We start from the raw sequence: 20,378 nt of genomic DNA on the forward strand, positions 1-20,378 counted from the left end.
GGTCTTATAGTATTAGTTGGTGAAGTTCTTCCTGAACCAAAACAATGGATTCACGAATGGTATTCGCCAAGAATTCGACTTCTTCCTTATTGATGGACAGTGGAGGACAAACAAGAATATGGTCCCCATTAATACCGTCGGCAGATCCTTTTCCCGGATACAAAATGACTCCTCTTTCCAAGGCATTCAAAAAGATGCGTTTACTAACGTCCTTATTCGCTGGGAAGGGTTCTTTTGTAAGTTTATCGCTTACCAGTTCTATCCCCAAGAGTAATCCTTCTCCCCGAATATCACCCACGATATCCAAGGTTTTTAGTTCATTAAGGCGTTCTCTTAGTAATGCTCCCTGCTCATTTACGTTGGCTAGAATGTTTCGTGCTTCAATAAAGTCTAAAACATAATTCCCTACGGCGGCTCCCATAGGATTACACGCAAAGGTGTGACCTGCTTTGAACGTAGTCATTTGCGACTCGAAAACAGAGGCAATACGATTGTGTATGAGCACTGCAGACAGTGGGAAATATCCACCGCTAATTCCTTTTCCAGCGGCAATGATATCGGGTATCACATCGAATTTTTCAATTCCGAAGGGAGTTCCTAATCGGCCAAATCCTGTCATCACTTCATCCGAAATAAACAGGATGTCGTAGGCTTCGCATATTTCTTTTATTCTTTTGAAATAGTCCTTTGGAGGTGGAACCGCTCCCAGTGCCGCCCCTACTACAGGTTCTGCAATATAGGCTGCAATGGTATCGGGATCGTTCTTCTGAATGACTTCCAAAAACTCGTTGATGCATTGGTCGCAATAGTCCTCTTCGCTCATTCCATCTCCATTCCTATATTGGTAAGCGGGTGAAATATGAGGGAAATTGTGCATCCATTGCTCATACATTTTCCTTCTGAAACGCATGCCCCCAACATCCAGGGTAAATATTGAATTCCCGTGATAGCTGAACCATCTTGAAACAACCTTGTGTTTCTTGTCGCGCCCAGTCATCTGTTGGTATTGCAGGGCAATCTTTATGGCGTTCTCAACAGCTTCTGTGCCACTGGTTACCGTCCAAGCCCTTTTAAAACCTTTGGGCGCGAACCTCACCAGTTTTTCGAGATAGTTTTCTACTACAGAAGCACTAAATGCATGGGTTGGCAATACGCTTGCTTTTAACGCCTGATCCTTTAAGATATCTGCTATAGCTGCATTTCCATGGCCTATATTGGAAACGGCCGCGGATCCCGAACTGGCATCCAAATACCGTTTTCCCGATTCATCGTACAAATAACTTCCTTCACCATGACTAATCTTGGGATAGGTCTTCTCCATATCGGGACAGACCACCATCGAATGAATTAATGCTGCTATCATCTTGTTTCTTTTTAATGGGTTAATGACGCGCTGTGAAAGAAATTAATGAACGTGTGTTATCCTAATAGAAATACCTAATGTTCTGGTGTAAAACATGGGCAAAGAAATCCTTGCAAGTATGAAATATACTTCTGTGCTTTTTACTAAAAATTAGGAAATTAAGGTGTAAAAAAACTGTGCAAGCATACAGCTACGCTACTGCTTATCACATAAAACATATATTGATTTTCGGAAAAATGTTGTTGAAGACTTTTTCACTAACAACAATGCTAATATAAGCAATAAATCTTACCAAATACAATTTTATAGTGTTTTATTTTCAATAAATTTTCGATCAAGCGGCTGTCTAAATTTGATTTATTATACTGATAACCATATAATTATACAGATTTATTTTACTTTCATTTTAAATCTTGTTTTGTTGCGCTGTCGTAGGTCATTTTTCACTTGGGTTGCGAAATCCAAGTGGGTTATTGGGGTGTCCCAATCCTTCATGAGCCCCTTTAAGGCATTTTTAAAATCCTTCATCAAGGTGCGGATGGTAGACTCTTCATATACATCTGTATTGAAGTTGATATTGAAGAACATATACGTACCATGTTCCTTTACATTAATGAGCATATCCAACTTCGATCTTTCATTATCCTCAAACTTAATGGTATCTATCGTCTCTTGGGTCAATCGTACTCCGTTCAAGGTATTCTCACCTGTATTGTGATAGGACAGCATAACATCGTAAATAGGATTTCGGCTTGGATCGAAGACCAGTTGTAAATCATCCATTAATCGATCCACTGGATAGGCCTGATGCTTGGTGCTTTCTAATGTATTATTTTTAATTTCCCCGAATATTTCCTTGAAACTTTTATTGGGGTCTATGCGATTCCTAAGAATGAGCATATTCATATATACCCCGATCTGGTTTTCCAAAACTGCCTGTTCTCTTCCCGCAATGGGAGATCCAATAATGATATCATTAGACTGGGTGAGCTTGTGGAACAAAACATTCCAAACTGCTAGGATCCCCATAAATAGGGTCCCTCCCTGTTCATTGCAAAATGCTTTTAGCTTTTGGGTATCTTCTTCAGCAATATAACTGGACAGTGTACACCCATTATAGGTAAGCACTTGCGGTCTCGGTTTTTGATTGGGCAAATCCAAAGGCGTTAAATCCCCCGAGAGTTTTTCCATCCAAAAGGCACGGTCTGCCTTGGATTCTGGTTTTTCTAAATGATCCATTTGCCAGAGCACATAATCCTTATACTGAATATTCAATTCCGGAAGACTGGGCTCTTGTTGCATCATACTGGCACGATAAAACTCCATGACATCACGCATCATGAGGTCCATGGAAACACCATCGGTAATGATGTGATGTTTGGCATAATACAATGCGTATTGTTCTTCACTTATTTTAAAGGCACAGGTCCGTAATAGGGGTCCTTTAGACAAATCGAAGGGAATAGCGACATCCTTTTCCGTATAGGTTTGTATCACAGAATTAGGATCGGGATGATCGCTCAAATCTTTCATATCTAGCTTATATTCGAATTCCTCGGCTGGAATCACATACTGTTGTGGTTCTCCCTTATCATTGGTAGTGAATAAGGTACGTAACATTTCATGTCGCAACAGTGTACTTATTATGGCATCTTCCAATAGCTCCAAATTAATAGGTTGCTCTATCCTTAATAGGTCTGCTACCGTATATGCTATGGATCGTTCAGGCACTTGACTCAAAATCCAAAGCTTCTTTTGTGCGTAGGAAAGTGGATAAAACTGTCTTGACTCCTCTACCCTTTTTATTTCCACATTTTGTAATTGAAAATCTTGGAAGTAAGCGATCAATTCGGCTTTACGCGATCGAATTAAATCCACGATTTCCCGAGTAACTACCCCCTTGGGAGCTTTAATATCCAACTCGGAAGTACCAGATAGTTTAATCCGTATCTCTTTCTGCTTTAAGAATGCTAATAGTTCGGTAATCGTCATAACAATATCTGTCTAAATTTTGAACGACTCCAGTTCTTGGTCTTCTTCAGAATTACTCCAAACGATGTTGGAAATATGGTCTGAAACCACTTCTAAAATAGGATTATCGAAAAAGCTCTGAAGGTTGATTTTCACGCCAAATTCCTTTTGGATTTTGGCAATAACACGAATCACTTTAAGACTGTGTCCTCCCAAATCCATGAAGTTGGAATGCACTCCAATTTCTGAAGTTTCTATGCTCAATACTTCCGCCCAAATGGCGATAAGTTTTTCGTCTACCTCATTTCTAGGTCCAACGACTTCCGTGCCGGCCCCTAAGGTATCTCCATCCATGGCAAGCAATTGCTTGCGGTCTACTTTACCGTTCACTGTAAGTGGCAGTTGTTCCAGCTTCACATAATGATCGGGAAGCATATAGGTCGGTATTTTATCCGTTAAGAACTCCCGAAGGTCTGCGCTGCTTAAGCTCTCATCGCCCACGAGATAAGCGGTTAGGGATCCGTCCCCTTCATCATTCTTTATCACCACCACTGCCGCGTCCTTAACTTTATCGTGACTCATTAGGCGACTTTCTATTTCGCCCAATTCAATACGATATCCTCGAAGTTTTACCTGGTTATCGATACGACCATAGCACTTAATGTTTCCGTCATCCAACCATTTTCCGATATCGCCTGTTTTGTACAAACGACTATGCTCGTTATATGGATTCTGAATAAAACGGTCTTCCGTTAGTTCTGGTCGGTTTAGATACCCGCGTGCCAAGCCATTTCCTTCGATGTATATTTCTCCTTTTACTCCAATAGGCTGAATCTCCAAAGAATCGTCTAATATGTAAATCTTGGTATTCGCAATTGGCTTTCCTATAAGAATATTCCCGTCATCACAGTTAGAGACTTCATAGGTAATACATCCCACCGTAGCTTCGGTAGGACCGTATTCATTGTATATTCTCATAGAAGGGTTGAGCCTTTTCAGGGTATCGATTTGCTTTTGTTCTAGCTGATCTCCACCCACAATCGCTAATTGAATATCTGTAGTACTCACTTCAATTTTATCTAAAAGTGTGATGTGAGCTGGCGTTAGTTTTATGCAATTCAGGTCGCTTTCAAAATACGCTTTCAGGATTTCGGTGATCTCCATGTCTGGATTCCAAACCTTCAATTTACCGCCTCCCATGATAGGTAGGAACAAACTGGTAACGGTAAGGTCGAAAGACAAGGAAGTGAAAAGTCCGAAATCCGCTCGATCAACACCCTCTGTAAAGTAATAGCCTTTACACCAGTTTAAATAATTGGTCAATGAGGCATGCTCAATAAGCACTCCTTTCGGTTTTCCTGTTGAACCTGAGGTGTAGAGCACATAGGCCAGATCGTTTGGACTTGAAATATATCGCTCTCGTTGCGAATTGAAATCGCCCGCTTTAAAGGTCTCGAGCACCTCTTCATTAATGATCAACTTGCAATTGCTATTCTCCTGGATATAGGCAATACGCTCTTCAGGGTATTGCGGGTCAATCGGAATGTAAGCCGCTCCCAGTTTTAGAATGGCCAACAAGGAAATTAGGGTGTATTCATTTCTTTCAAATTGCACCCCAACCAATTCCCCTGGGGTTACCTGATAGGTCTCCGCTAAGAAATTAGCCATCTCATTGGACAACTGGTGTATCGCTTCGTACGTGTATTCCTTTCCGTCATTTACCAACAATGCTTCATCGCTATGGGTTTCAATCCTTTCGTAAAAAACATCCAATAATGTCTGCTCTTCTGGAAAAGCAACCTCTGTCTCATTAAAACTTTGCAGTAATTGCTCTTTTTCAGCACTATCAAGGATAGGATTTTGCTGCAAGGCCACTTCGGGCGCTTCACAGAAGATCTCGATTACCTTTTCAAAATGCGACTTCATGTTTTGTATGAGTCGGGTATTGAATCGGTTCGCATTATATTCGAAAGTAAAGGTCAAGGCCGCTTCCGAATAGTGGATCAAAATTCCGAAATCATAACTCATTTGGTCATGGGTTTCTATGGAATCAATCTGAAGGCTTCCTCCTTCATTTTGTCCCTCGCCCCCATTTTTAACCGCATCCTCCAATGGATAATTCTCGAAGGTGAGCGTATGATTGAGAAGATCCATGCCCAAATCGGATTGTGCTTGAACTTCAGATAGCTCTATGTAATGATGTGGCGCACTGTCTAAGGTAGTCGCTTGCAAGGCCTTCAAAATTTCCAATGGGGTATCTCCATCTTCATAACATACCCGTACCGGGATGGTGTTGATGAAGAGTCCCACCATTTCTTCAATACCCTCTAAGTGTGCAGGACGACCGGAAACAATAGCTCCGAATACATTGTCCTTTTTATTGTTATATCGGGATAGTAAATATCCCCAAGCGGCTTGTACAAAGGTGTTCTTGGTAACACCGGAGTCTTTACAAACGGTGTCCATTTTTTCATACAAGTCCCCGCTTACTTTTAGTAATTCTATGGATTTATCGTAAGAAGGCTTCAAGTCGCTTCCTAGATTTTCAAAAGGAATCTGAGAGGCCTCCGAATAATTCTCTAGATACGTCTTCCAGTAATCCAATGAAACAGTTTGATCTACCCCATTCAACCACTTAATGTAGCGCGCATAGGGCGTTACTTCTGGTAAATTGGCAGGTATACCATAGGCCTGTTCCGCAAACAGTTTGGAAAACTCGTTAATGATGATTCCCATACACCAACCATCCATAAGGATATGGTGATGGCTCCAAATGAACTCCACCTGTCCGTTGCCTAAGTCCACTACTTTCAAGCGCATCTGGCACGGTTCCGAAAGATCGAAGCCTTCGGTGCGATCCAATTCCTTTATTTGTGCTACCTGTGCTGCCTTCTCTTCTTGTGACAGTTCTTGAGAAAGCTCTACATAACTCACCTTCGCCTTCACATCACTATGCACAACTTGCAAGGTAGTATCTCCATAAGCATTGGTGAAACTGGTTCTTAAAATCCCGTGTCGATCTACCAAGGCTTGATAGGCATTACGCACATGATTCATATTCAATTCCAACCCGCTAAGACTATACGACATCTGCTCTAAATACAGTGCATGCGATGTGTCCGATAACCAGTGGAAATAGATTCCGCTTTGTAAAGGTGACAACGGGTACACGTCCCGTACCGTACCATCCTTGTTTATTTCGAATAGATCGGCAATTTCCAATTCATCATAGGTAAGATCGGACGGTGTTAGATGTCTTTCTTCAGTATTAGAAAGAGCTTCGGCCAAATCACAAAGCTTCGCTTCGTAAGATGCAGATAGCCTTTCCATGGTTTCTGGCTGGAAATCCTTTTCAGAATAGGAAACGGTAAGGGTTAACTGTCCGTTTATGGTCATCCCCGAAATGTATAGCAACACTTCACTGGTATTGCTCGGATCGGAATCCAAACCGATATCTTCAGAAGTATATTCAAACAACAGGGTTTGTTCCTTTTCAGCAGTTACTCCATCCCCGAAATCCCCAAGATAGTTGAACTCTACCGTTGGATGAATATCGGACGAGAACGAATCGGTAAAGTATTTAAACAATCCATAACCAATTCCCTTATTCGGTATCTTTCTAAGTGATTCCTTGACCTGGATTAAGTTCTCGATATTGTCCGCTTTCCCTGCATTCAGTACAAAAGGAAACTCGGAAGTAAACCAACCTACGGTTCTTGTAATGTCTATATCGTCTAGGATTTCTTCCCTTCCGTGACCTTCCATGGTCAATACACTCTTATCAACTCCTAGAGCTTCCTTAATGGCCAAGCCGAGTCCGGTTAACAAGATATCATTAATCTCTGTATTATAGGCTTGATGCACCTGCGTCTGCAATTTTTGAGTAGTCTCCTTGTCTATTTTGAAAGAAACCTTTGTATCTAAGCTGCGTTCCTCAGTGTTATTGAGATCGACTGGCAAGGAAGGAATTTCTGTTTTACATACCTCTTCCCAGTACGATTGTTCTTTCTGAAATTTAGAACTGTTCGCATATTCCTTTAATTGCGATGCCCAATTCTGGAAGGAATCCGTCTTTTGTGGCAATCGTAGTAATGCTCCTTTTTGACCTTGTCCATATAATTGCGAAAGATCTTCGTAGAGTATACGCCATGAGATTCCGTCGATCACAAGATGATGAATGATCAAAGCTAGGTAATCTCCATCGGCCAATCTGAAATGCCCAACTTTGAACAAAGGACCTTCCTCCAGATCGAAACTCGCCTGTAATTCGGTACCCAAAGCACTCATTTTCGCTTTTCCGTCTTCTTCTGCACTTAGGTCGTAAAAATGAATGGCATAATTCTTATCACCCAATCCTTTATTGAACTGTTCCCATCCATTGGTACCTTCGGTATAAACCATCCTTAGGACATCATGATGCTCTACCAATTTCGAAATACAACGATCTAGTAAGTCACTATCGATAGGTGTCGTACTTCTCAAGGCAATGGATTGATTGTAGTGCTTCGGATTTCTAATTTCATTCGCTTCGAACAACCAACTCTGAATAGGCGTTAGTACCACTGGACCTTCTACTGGGCCTTGATCAATTTGTCTTGTTTTCAAGGTGATGAGTTTGGCCAAAGACTTTAAAAGTGGTACTCGTAGAATTTCATCTACCCGAAGCTTGAAGCCCTGTTGGGTCAATCGGGAAGCTACTTGTATAGATTTAATGGAGTCTCCTCCAAGATTGAAGAAGTTGTCCAAAAGACTCACACGCTCTTTATTGAGAACGGTCTCACAGACTTCCAATAATACTTTTTCATTTTGGGTAGATCCAGGGACATAGGCTACGCCCGAATCCATTCCCAGTGACTTCGGATGAGGAAGCGCTTTGCGATCTACTTTCCCATTGGGGGTAAGTGGCATGCTTTCCAACATCACAAAATACCTAGGGATCATGTGCGTCGATAAACGACCAGAAAGGTAATTCTGTAAATCTACCGGGGTGTATTCCAATTTACACACTACATAAGCCACTAATTCGCTATCCCCTTCATCATTCACTACCGTAGATACCACCGCTTCTTGCACTCCTTCCTTTTCTTGAAGACAAGATTCGATTTCACCCAATTCCACACGGTGTCCCCTGATTTTTACTTGATAATCGGCCCGACCGATAAGCTCGATGGTTCCATCGGGAAGCCATTTTCCCAAATCGCCACTCTTATATAGTGTTTCTCCTTCCGAAAATGGACTGGGCACAAAACGCTCTGCAGTCATTTCTGGACGATTGAAGTATCCTTTCGCTAGGCTTTGTCCTCCTATATACAATTCGCCAACTATTCCTTTCCCTACAGGCTGCAAGACCTCATCCAAAATGAAAATTTGAATGTTCGGGAAGGGAATTCCTATGGGTGTATTTTTACATGAATTCAGGTCGAACCCTTTGGTATACTGGAAGTAGCAACTATCAATAGCCGCTTCGGTAAGTCCGTAACTATTAATTATAGCTACACCTTCATATTCCTTGAGGAGATATTTAAAGTCGTTCAATGTTAGAATGTCGGATCCTAGGATGAGCAATTTTAGGTACTCTAAAGAAAGCCCCTCTTCTTTTGCATACTTTAGGAAGGGAACCAATAAACCTGGGGTTCCCTCCAACATATTGATTTTATGCTTGGTGAATTCCTCGTAGAGCTCATTGAAATCCAAGGCTTTTATGTCTTTTACAATCACCATTTTCCCTCCGTTGAGGATACTTCGGCAGAAGTCTCCGAAGAATACATCGAAAGAAAAACTGGCGATCTGCAGATAAGAAATCTCCAAATCCTGAATGGGATACGAACGGGACCAAGCTTGTGTGATATTTACCAATGAACGGTGTGGCACCACAACTCCCTTGGGCTTTCCAGTGGATCCCGAAGTATAAATAATATATGCTACGTCGTCCGCCTCCACTGATGGTAACGGAACGTCGCACGCTAGATTGGGCAGATAGTCATTGAATTGGTTAATATGCTCTTTCTGAATAACAAGCTTACACTGACTATCGCTTTCCAAATATGAAATCTTCTCTTCCGGATAGGCCATATCGATCGGCACATAAGCACAACCCGATTTTAGCACTCCCAAAACAGCAATCAACATCCATTCACTGCGTTCAATTTTGATACCCACTACTTCTCCCTTCTTCACCAGACATACCTCGTTCAGGTAGTAGGAAAACTGATCGGAAAGTCGATCCAATTCGGCAAAGGTGTACTCATTTTCCTCGAAAACCAATGCAGGGCGGTCGCCATGCAATTGCACTTGTTCTTGGAACAAATTGATAATGGTCTTGTCATTAGAATATTCGACCGTAGTATCGTTGAAGGTCGTAATGAGTTCCGTTTTTTCGGCTTCGGATAAATAATTTAACTGATTTACCCGAGTTCCCGGATTTTCCAAAATTGCCGTAAGCAATTCCTTGAAATGGGCCATAAACCCTTCGATGGTCTCTTGTTCGTAGATATCTGTATTATAGATGATTTGAAAGTCTAAGCTATCGCCTACTTCTTCAAAATCGATCTCCAAATCGAACTTAGAAAGACAGGTTCCCTTGTCTTTTATGCGTTGATAGGCGTTTTCATCCTTGATGTTATTTTCTGGACGTTCCCCAATATTCTGAAGGGTTAATAGAATATCGAAAACGGCACTTCTACTAGTATCTCTTTCCAAGGAAAGGGATTCTACCAGCTTGTCGAAGGGATACATCTGGTGGCTCAAAGAAGCCAAGGTTTTTTCCTTTACATTTTCGAAAAATGCATCGAAAGAATCTCCTGGGTTTACTTCATTGCGTAAGGCCAGTGTATTTACATAAAACCCTATCTGATCTTTTAGATCCCCATGATCCCTTCCGGAAACGGGCGCTCCAATAATCATGTCTTTTTGGTTGGTATAGCGATAAAAGAGTACGTTAAGTACCGAAAGCAATCCCATGAACAAGCTTCCCTGACGATCTTGGCAATAGCGCTTAAGACCTTGGGTGATTTCAGGGTTAATGAAAGTCCCCAAACAACGTCCTGCATGACTGAAAACACTGGGACGCGTTTTGTTGGTGGGAAGATCCAATAAAGGTAGCTCTCCTGATAGACTCTCCAACCAGAATTCTTTGTGGTTTTCATAAGCTTCACTTTCCAAAGATTCTATCTGCCAATTCGCATAATCCTTATACTGAATATTTAATTGAGGAAGGGTTACCGCTTGATCTTCCAAGTATGCATTGTAATAGGTCATGACATCCCTCGCTAGGATATCCATAGACCAACCATCGCTAATGATATGATGCATATTGTAGTAGAAAATATACTGGGTATCACTAAATCGCAACAAGCTCATTCTGAGTAAGGGACCTTCCGCTAAATCGAATGTTTTGTACAAATCACTTTTTACGTACGCATTGGCACGATCTAACTTGTCTTCCTCCTCGCGATAATCTTTGTGATCTATGGCAAAGCCAAGGTCTTCCCTATTCAGTACCCACTGCTTTATTATACCTTCTTCATCTTCCTTGAATACCGTTCTTAATATCTCATGACGGTCGATCACGGCATGAATCGCTTTTTCAAAGCTCGCCATATCGGAGATCTCAATAGGCGTGGTCGTTGGCATATTATAGGCCTCCGACCCTCCTTCGAACTGACTCAATACCCACACACGATACTGTGCAGAGGATAAGGCATAGTTAGGTGCGGTTGCAATGTTCTCAATCTCTTTGTATTCACTTTTCGTGGATTGAGCAATGAGTTTCGCTTGTTTCTCGATGGTATTATGGCTGAAGAATTCCTCCAACTTTAAGGCTACATCGAAAGTTTGGTGGATTTTAATTTTTAATTTGATGAACGTGATACTGTTACCACCAATCAGTAAAATATCGTCTTGTATTCCTATGTGTTCTATACCTAACAGCTCTTGCCATATCTCCAATAACTTCTCTTCTGTTTCATTGGTAGGAGCAAGGAATTCTGTGGTCGTAGAAGTTTCAAAATCGGTATTCTGGCTTAATTTTTTTCGGTCCACCTTACCATTTGAGGTAAGTGGAAGTTCTTCCAACTGCACGAAGTAGCTGGGTACCATGAAGGCTGGAATAAGATCCAAAAGATAGCTTCGAAGGGATTTCGCCGATACTTCATTATTGGAGGTAACGTACGCCGCCAATTCGTTTTGGCCACCCGTTCCTCGAACGGCCACCACGGCTACTGCTTCCAAATCATCGCGTTCCTGAAGGTAGTATTCAATCTCTCCCAGTTCAATGCGATGTCCACGGATTTTTACCTGATTGTCTTTTCGACCTACAAATTCCATGGTACCATCGGGCAACCATTTCCCTAAATCACCCGTTTTGTACAGGCGTTCTCCGGGAACAAAAGGATGCGGAATGAATTTCTCATCGGTCAATTCGGGTTTGTTGAGGTAGCCTTTGGCCAAACCAATTCCAGAAACACACAGTTCTCCCACAATTCCCTTGGCACATAGTTGTAAATTTTCGTCCAAAACGAACATTTGGATGTTCTGTATCGGTGCTCCAATGGGTACATTTACTCCTTGGGGAGTGGCATTCATAATGTGAAGGGTAACGTCATCCGAAGCTTCAGCAGGTCCGTAGGCATTCACCATCAATACATTGGGATAAGATGAAAACCACGTGTCTATTAGTTCTTTATTCACAGCCTCTCCTGTCACCAAAATATAGGATAGCTGCTCCAAAGCTTCCGAATACGCTTGAGCTTCCATAAGCGCTTTCAAATAACTTGGCACTACTTGAAGGGTCGTTACATTATCCTCGACAAGACGTTGCAAGAATCGGTCGATATCCAATAGGGTTTCTTGATCTACGATGCTCGTGGCACCTCCTACCAACAGTCCGTTTAACAATTGCCATACGGATATATCGAAGGTATAGGGTGCGTTCTGAACGATGACACTTTTAGCATCCAATTCCAATTCATCGATCATAGAATACAGGTGATTCATCATCCCCTGATGCTCAATCATTACCCCTTTGGGTTTTCCAGTGGATCCGGAAGTGTAAATGATATAAGCTAGGTCGTCTCCTGTTACTTGTATAGGACTAAATTCGTCTGACTGATTAGGCAATTCTTGTTTGAATTTTTCAAGAAATGCATTGTCGATCACATAAGGCGTATCGCAATCGTCTATGATGTATTTTTTACGGTCTTCTGGATATACAGGATCCACAGGTACATAAGCGCAGCCCATTTTGAAAATGGCAAGGATACTGGCCAATAACCACTCTGTACGGTCAAGGTTAATGACAATTAAATCGCCCTTCTTCGCATCATATACAGATGTCAGATAATTTGCCAAACGGTTGGATACTTGATCCAATTCCGAATAGGAAAGTTCATTTTCCTTATACCGAACGGCTCTAGTATTTGGATTTTCCTGTACTTGCTTTTGAAAAACTTGAATAAAGTTCTCGTTTACATCAAAATCGATGGTAGTATCGTTAAAATCGAATAAAAGCTCTTCGCGCTCACCGTGAGTGAGATAATTGAGGTATCCCAGTTTTTCGTTAGGATTTTCAACAATGGAAATAAGTAATTCCTCAAAATGTCCCATAAGACGTTCTATCATCTCACGGTCATAAATAGAGGTGTTATAAATCAATTGGAAGTACAATCGATCCCCTACTTCCTCAAAATCGATATCCAAATCGAAATTCGTAGCACAGGTTCCTTTATCCTGAACGACACCCGATTCCTCTTTCTTACCTAGGAACCTAGAAGAAACATCTCCCGTATTCTGCAAGGAAAGCAACACATCGAACACCGCATTTCTACTGGTATCACCATCCAAGGACAGTGATTCTACCAATTGATCGAATGGGTACATCTGGTGATCGTAAGAGGCCAACGTTCTTTGCTTTACCTCATCGAAGAATGCATTAAAACTCTGGTCGGCGTCGATTTCATTACGAAACGCCAATGTATTTACATAAAAACCTATCTGATCGTTAAGATCGGCATGGTCCCTACCAGACACTGGGGAACCAATAATAATATCTTTTTGCCCTGTATATCTGTATAGCAAGGTGTTCCATGCGGCCAAAAGCCCCATGAAAAGACTGGCTTTTTTATCCTGACAGAAATCCTGAAGCCTTTTTGTGATTTCAGGAGCAATGTAGGTAGATAGTTTGTGGCCTTCATACGAAAATACCTTAGGCCGTACCTTGTCACTTGGAAGATCCAATAGTGGCAATTCTCCAGATAATTGATTCATCCAAAACTCTTCGTGCGCTTTATAGGTGGGCGTTTGCAGTTCTTCCAACTGCCAATGGGCATAATCCTTGTACTGTACTTCTAACGGAGACAAGGTCAGCTTCTCCCCTTCTGCATACGCTCTGTAATAGCTTAAAATATCCTTGGTAAGAATATCCATAGACCAACCATCACTTATGATGTGATGCATATTGTAATACAGCACATAAGACACATCGGTAATGCGCATTAAGAAAATGCGTAACAAGGGGCCATTTTCCAAATCGAATGGCTTATACGAATCCTCTGCTATAAGTGCCTTGGCTTTTTTACGGCCTTCTGGAAGGTTACGGAAATCTTCATGCTGAATGCTGAAATTAAAGTCTTCTGGGGCCTTTACCCACTGTCTTATTTCATCATTTCCATCCATTTTAAAGACCGTCCGTAAAATCTCATGACGATCGATTACCGAATGAATGGCTTTTTCGAAACTATCCATATCCCTAATTTCCATGGGAGTAGAGAACGGCATGTTATACGCTTCCGATCCTCCTTCGAATTGACTAAGCACCCATACTCGATACTGTGATGAAGACAGGGGGTAATTTTCCGCAGGCGTACAAGGCGTAAGCTTGTTTTGCCCTCGGCTCGAAATTAGATCCGCCTGTAACAGGTAGGACATGATTTCTTGCTTGTGTACCTTGATCTCTTCCAATAGATCCGCACTGATCTCGGCAGAATCGGATAACAGTTTAAGGTTGCCTTCGTCTACTTCCAGAAGTATGTTATTCTCTGCTATTTTGTTAATTAAGCTAAGCATTCGATGAAATGTTTGGATTCGTTAATTTTTTGATGGCTGCGCTCGTCCTAAGTCTCCTTAGGCGATAAAGGCGAAATAGCTCTTATAGAACTTGAATAGGTATTTGGATGGAATGTTTAGGCACAATCCTAGTGCTAAAATGCTGTTGTAATAGATGTTCGGGAAAGATGCACCTCCTTTAATGGATGCCCACAGCCCTTTAAGTACCGTCTTCTTGGTATGCCAGTCGATATTGAATGAAATCGAATTGGTGATGCTCTTTACCTGGTGAAATGCTCCAGCTGGCATATACAGAATGTCCCCTCCCGTTACTTGGAATCGGTACACCTTGGCATCCTTGAATTTAGGATATTTCACATAGTCCGGCTTGTCTGGGTTTACACGTGACCATTTCCAATCATAGCGATAGCATTTGTCCATGTCTTCGGCCAATATCAAGGTAAACTCTTTTACCCCCGCTACTTGAAAGAACAGGTTGTTGGTAAGTAAAGTATCGATATGCATTGGGGTTTTATTTCTTGAGGTTCCGATAAAGAAACAGCAATAGTTCCACCATTTGTCCGCATACCATTTCGGGAATAGCTGCAATGGAAATGGAGCCACATCATCTGCCAGATCTGGCATTACTTGAAACATTGGGAAATCATGCAGATAGTGTGTAGGATCTTCCGTTTTATCGGAATATTCATATTCCTGCATCAGGGCCACATACTCAGAGAGTTTCATGCTTCGCATGTCCCCTTTTTTAATGTTTCCTTTCTTGGCTAGAATCTTCTGGTCATGATCGAGATTGCTAAAATACTGGTTACCCCAGATGTGTTTAGCAGGCCAATCGTCCATTAATCCTTTCAGAATTACGGGCCTATTCTTGCTCACATATTCTTCATAGAATTTCTCTCTTGTAATACCGTACTCGACTGCGATTTCCGTGTCGACGGCTACTCCTGTCTGAATTAAAATGTTATTTTCCATATCCTTAATTTCTAATGGGTTAGTATATCTACTTGCGTTTCGACTTATGTGAAGAAAGGCATGAATTGTCCCGCTGGAATGCGCAGACAATCCACTTAGGGGTTATTAAATTTCTTGAATGAATGTGGGGTTTACTTTACTTGCTTTACCGAAGAATCTCCAGAAGTGAATTTGGCATTCAACTTTGCATTTCCTTTGTATTTTAGTTTGCTATCGCTGCTCGCTTTTACGTTAATGGTTTTGTTCACCGTAAGATGGGCTGTACTATCTTCAGATAAATGGGCATCCAAGCTTCCTACCGTCAACTCGTAGTTCTTCAACTTGCTATCGTCCGCAAGCTTCAGGTTGAGGTACTCTATATACCCAGATATCTCTCCTTTTGAGTCATCCGCAAATTGCATTTCGAACTCCTGTACGTTTACGATCCCTTTGAAAGCGGAATCTTGAGAGAGCTTTACTTTAGCCTTTTGGGAGTGAAGCTCGGTTTCTAATGTAAGGGTGCAATCATTGGCTGCTGAGAACTTGGAGAAAGGCTTGCAATGAACATATACATTGGTTGTCTCATCTCCTTTTACTACCAAATTCTTTTTCTTATAAATGATCAATTTATTATCCAAATTTTCTACCCGAATTAATTCCTGTAGATTTTCATTGGCTTCAATGACTATTTGCTGCTTACTTTCAGAAAAGGTTACGAATACATTTATGTCATTAGCGACTTCCAAAGTGTTGAAATCCGTAAAGGCTATCTGCCTTTTGGTCACTTCAGAGTTCTTTATATGGGTAAAAGCTTTGCTTTTTTTAAATAATGTTTTAAGTCTCATGGTACTTGTTTTGCTAGTGTTTTATGTTCCAATGGAGTTTTGAAAAGTGGTTTACCAACTAGAAGTAAAGGCTTTCCATATGCTCTACTTTGCGCTTTAAATTCATTCTTTTTATGACCTCATCGATAAGGACGTCGATCACATCGATGTATGGAATTTTGGGCTGTAGCTTATCGAATCCTATCTGTACTTCGGTACAGCCACCAATAATGACATCAACTCCTTTTTCGTTTAGGGAGGAAACGGCTTCCTTGAAATGGTCGTAGGCCTCTGGCACTACATGGGAAGACTTAAATCCCCCCTCCATATAAACCGCTTTCATGAATTCCTCTTCTTGGTCCCTTTCATTCAAAGTGATGAGTTCCAATCCAGAATGCTTAAACTTTCTATGAAACAAACCCGACTTTAGGGTTCCCGAGGTGGCCAAAAGACCAATACGTCTGTAGTGCTTGTACTTTGTCTTTAAAAGGTTAAGTACCAGATCTACCGGATTTAATATTTCTACATCGAATTGCTTCTCCAGACGACTTATTTCGTGATACGAAGTCACGCAGGTAGAAACAATGAAGGATACATTACAGGCTTGCAACATTTTGATGGAACGAAACAACTCTAAATACGGCGATTCTTCCCCATAAACAATAGAGAGTGTTCTATCGGGAATCTTGCTATTGTTATGAATCACAAACTCTGGAAAGTCCTGATCCGTTGGAGCCTCTATCCTATCTACCAACTTATTGACAAACAGCAAACCCGCTTTTGTCCCCATACCAGAGATGATTCCAAGTGTTTTTTTGGACATGATGAATGATTTTGGATGGGTGTTGGCTAAATTTCTATCTGAACCATGGAGGCCTTTGCTGCCTTCATTTTGTTTTGTTGAATCACGAAATCGATGAATGCACTCAAGCTCTCCACATTGGTATGCGAAAACAGGTTCTTTATGCTCAATTTCACTTCAAATTCTTCATTCATTCGGGAAATAATCTTCAAAGCATTTAGACTATTTCCGCCCAATTCGAAGTAATCGTCTTTAATTCCTATTTGTGTTCTATTCAAAATGGTTTCCCAAATATCGATCATACGTTCTTCGGTCTCCGTATTGGGTGCTACATACGCGGCTCCTGTGAGCACATCCGTATTTTCTGGCTTGGGCAATGCCTTTCTATCGGTTTTCCCATTAGAATTCAATGGCATTTTATCCAATTGAACAAAGTAGCTGGGCAGCATGTATGAGGGAAGGACGCCAGAAAGATAGTCCCGCATGTCGCCACTGTTCATTTCACGATCGGCAACAATGTAGGCAGCCAATTGCTTCTGTCCGTCTTCGTCGGCTATGGCCAAGACACAAACTTGTGCGACTTCCGGAATTTCTTCGAGTGCTCTTTCTATTTCACCCAATTCAATACGGTGCCCACTTACTTTTACCTGATTATCTGCTCGACCTTCGAAAGCGATACTTCCATCCGAAAGCCACTTGGCCAAATCTCCTGTTCTGTACAATCGTTCTCCTTCTTTAAAAGGATGTAGAATGAACCTCTCCTGGGTTAAATCGGGATTGTTCAGGTACCCACGGGAAAGCCCGTCGCCACCCAAATACAATTCCCCAATGACTCCTTTGGGAACCAATTTCATATTTGTATCCAGTACAAAGGCTGTACTATTGCTTATGGGAAAGCCGATGGGAATCTCACCATTCACTTCATCCACTTCATAAGTGAGGGAAAACGTAGTGTTCTCCGTAGGTCCATAACCATTAATAATAACAAGCCCTGGATATTGTGTTTTTAGTTTTTGAATATGCGTAGGCGAAAGCTTGTCGCCTCCTACCAATAAAGTCTTCAAGGTTCGGAAAACCGTGATATCTGCATCTACAATCTGATTCAGCCAACCTGATGTGAACCACATAACGTCTACGTTATTATTTCGAATTTCTTCTCCCAGTTGTTTCACATCCAGTAAGGAATCCATAGGAGTTACCACTAGGGTTCCTCCGTTTAAAAGCGGTCCAAAGAACTCGAATGTCGTCGCATCGAAGGAAAAGGATCCACTGGATAACAGTACGTCCGAATCATTGAACTGGTAAAAGTTGGTTGATTTTACCAAGCGAACCACACTGCGCTGCTCTATCATGGCGCCTTTGGGCGTTCCCGTTGATCCGGAAGTATACATGACATAAGCCAGTGCTTCTGGCGAAACCTCAGTTTCGAATGCCGTGCTTGGCAGTTCGTCCCCTTCATCGAAAAAGCGTTGTAAGACAGTAGTATCTATGGTTACCTTGCAATTACTATCACGCTCCATATAATCGATTCGTTCCTGAGGGTAATTAATGTCGATAGGAACAAAGGCACTCCCTGCTTTTAAAATGGCAAGGATACTTACCACATGCCAAGGGTTTCTTTCCAGTTTAATCCCTACAAAGTCTTCTTCAGAAATTGCATATTCCTGAGTAAGGAAACGCGAAAGTTGATTCGAAACTTCGTCCAATTCTTTATAGGTAAATGCGGTATCTCCAGATACCAAAGCTTTGTTATTGGGTGTTGCCGCTACTTGCTCCTGAAAAACACGAACGATATTGGAATCCCTTGGGTACTCCGTATCCGAAGCATTGAAGATTTCGGTAAGCTCCGCAATCTCCGCATAGGACAAATAATTAACCGCTTCTATTTTTTGTTGGGGTGCTACGAGTACCTCTTTCAGCAATTGCTTGAAGTGTGTCATCATTTGGGCAATCAACTCCTTTTCGTACACATCACGATTGTAAATAATTTGGAAGTTGATCCCGCCATCAATTTCAATGAAATAAAGCGTAAGATCGAATTTGGCCTGTGTCTGTCCCATATCCGAAATTCCGTAGTCACTTTTACTAGAGGTTACTCCCTCGGTTGCCGAAGCATTTTGAAGGGCAAACATGATATCGAAAAGGGTGTTCCTGCTAGGATCCTTTTGTAATTGTAGATCCTCTATAAGCTGATCATAAGGATAATTTTGATGTCCGAAATCATTCAAGACATTGGTCTTCACCGCTTCGAAGAAACGCTCGAAGCTCCAAGAAGGATCTAACGTATTCCTAACGGCCAATGTATTCACATAGAAACCAATTTGGTCTTCTAATTCTTTGTGTTCCCTACCGGAAACCGGTGTTCCGATGACCATATCCGTCTGTCCCGTATATCGGTACAACAATACCTTCCAAGCTGCCAAAAGTCCCATAAAAAGACTTCCTCTTTTCTCTTGGGCAAAGGCATTGAGTTGTGTTGTGGTATCCTTATCTATATAGGTGGACAAGCCCTGTCCATTATACGTCATACGAGCGGGTCGGGTTTTGGAAGAGGGTACATCCAAAGAAGGGATGTTATCCTTAAATCGTTCGTTCCAATAGGTTTTTGAATCGCTTAAACGATTATCATTTTGCAACTCTTTTTGCCAAGCAGCATAGTCCTTATACTGTACCCTTAAACTCGGTAAGGACACTTCAGTCCTAGAAGCTATGGCTTTGTAATAGTTCATCAAGTCTTTCTCCATAACGCCCATGGACCATCCATCACTGATGATGTGATGCATATTAAAATAGAAGGCAAAATGATCTTCTGCCAATTGAATGAGTGTCGTCTTTACAAGAGGCCCATTTTCCAAATCAAAAGGAGTCGTTCGGTCATTTTTCACAAAGGTCTGTGCCTTTTTCTTAGCATCTTCGGTATTTCTGTAATCCAGATAGTTCATTGCAAACAAATCTGAATCTGCAGGTAAAATGCGTTGCCGTACCTCCCCTTGTGGATTCTGGATGAACACCGTTCTCAGGATTTCATGCCTTTCAATCACTTTTTGAATGGCTTCCTCAAGATGGTCTTTTGAATAATTCCCCTTAAGATCTACGGTATTGTAGAGGTTATAGGCTTTAGAGCTTTCGGGATCCTGACTCAATATCCACAATCGCATTTGGGCATTGGAGAGTTCGTAATCCCGTTGTTCCCCAACATTCGGGATTCCTTGTTCCCCATTTTGGCCATTGGCTCCATACTTCTGAAGGAATGAGATAATCCCTTCCTTGTTTTCCTTGATCTTGTGTATGAGTCCTTCAGATATATCTTCATCGAAGCTCAATTCCAGATCATTTCCCTGAAGCGCAACCGTAACGCCTTGCTCTTTCAATTCTTCTAATAGGAGTATCATAACTATATTTTTTT

The 20,378-nt window shown here is 41.6% G+C and carries 7 protein-coding genes; all 7 read right to left on the reverse strand.

Annotated features, from left to right (window positions below; all coding sequences use genetic code 11):
• Positions 1 to 4: 4 nt before the first annotated feature.
• Positions 5 to 1,363 (reverse strand): aminotransferase family protein, encoded by a 1,359-nt coding sequence (locus tag POV27_RS11730; RefSeq protein ID WP_272862963.1) that lies wholly within the window; start codon positions 1,361 to 1,363, stop codon positions 5 to 7.
• Between the two features lie 390 nt (positions 1,364 to 1,753).
• Positions 1,754 to 3,355, reverse strand: a complete 1,602-nt coding sequence (locus POV27_RS11735; RefSeq protein ID WP_272862964.1) for a condensation domain-containing protein — start codon at positions 3,353 to 3,355, stop codon at positions 1,754 to 1,756.
• A 12-nt stretch (positions 3,356 to 3,367) separates the two neighbouring features.
• A complete protein-coding gene (locus tag POV27_RS11740; protein ID WP_272862965.1) occupies positions 3,368 to 14,395 on the reverse strand; it encodes a non-ribosomal peptide synthetase in 11,028 nt (3,675 codons plus the stop codon).
• Positions 14,396 to 14,452: 57 nt separating this feature from the next.
• A complete protein-coding gene (locus tag POV27_RS11745; RefSeq protein WP_272862966.1) occupies positions 14,453 to 15,367 on the reverse strand; it encodes a cupin-like domain-containing protein in 915 nt (304 codons plus the stop codon).
• 131 nt (positions 15,368 to 15,498) lie between these two features.
• On the reverse strand, positions 15,499 to 16,191 hold the full coding sequence (locus tag POV27_RS11750) for a head GIN domain-containing protein (protein ID WP_272862967.1): 693 nt from the start codon (positions 16,189 to 16,191) through the stop codon (positions 15,499 to 15,501).
• A gap of 58 nt (positions 16,192 to 16,249) precedes the next feature.
• Positions 16,250 to 16,993: an aspartate/glutamate racemase family protein gene (locus tag POV27_RS11755; RefSeq protein ID WP_272862968.1), complete on the reverse strand. Its 744-nt coding sequence runs from the start codon at positions 16,991 to 16,993 to the stop codon at positions 16,250 to 16,252.
• 26 nt (positions 16,994 to 17,019) lie between these two features.
• The gene (locus tag POV27_RS11760; RefSeq protein WP_272862969.1) at positions 17,020 to 20,364 is read right to left on the reverse strand and encodes a non-ribosomal peptide synthetase; all 3,345 of its coding nucleotides are present in this window, start codon (positions 20,362 to 20,364) and stop codon (positions 17,020 to 17,022) included.
• Positions 20,365 to 20,378: the final 14 nt, after the last annotated feature.

The organism is Aureisphaera galaxeae (assembly GCF_028561275.1).
GTDB classification, from domain to species: Bacteria; Bacteroidota; Bacteroidia; order Flavobacteriales; family Flavobacteriaceae; genus Aureisphaera; species Aureisphaera galaxeae.

What these genes read in the sequence shown, in the direction of transcription:
- POV27_RS11730 (WP_272862963.1), bottom strand. Translation starts at nt 1,363, where the DNA reads ATGATAGCAGCATTAATTCATTCGATGGTGGTCTGTCCCGATATGGAG.
- POV27_RS11735 (WP_272862964.1), bottom strand. Translation starts at nt 3,355, where the DNA reads ATGACGATTACCGAACTATTAGCATTCTTAAAGCAGAAAGAGATACGG.
- POV27_RS11740 (WP_272862965.1), bottom strand. Translation starts at nt 14,395, where the DNA reads ATGCTTAGCTTAATTAACAAAATAGCAGAGAATAACATACTTCTGGAA.
- POV27_RS11745 (WP_272862966.1), bottom strand. Translation starts at nt 15,367, where the DNA reads ATGGAAAATAACATTTTAATTCAGACAGGAGTAGCCGTCGACACGGAA.
- POV27_RS11750 (WP_272862967.1), bottom strand. Translation starts at nt 16,191, where the DNA reads ATGAGACTTAAAACATTATTTAAAAAAAGCAAAGCTTTTACCCATATA.
- POV27_RS11755 (WP_272862968.1), bottom strand. Translation starts at nt 16,993, where the DNA reads ATGTCCAAAAAAACACTTGGAATCATCTCTGGTATGGGGACAAAAGCG.
- POV27_RS11760 (WP_272862969.1), bottom strand. Translation starts at nt 20,364, where the DNA reads ATGATACTCCTATTAGAAGAATTGAAAGAGCAAGGCGTTACGGTTGCG.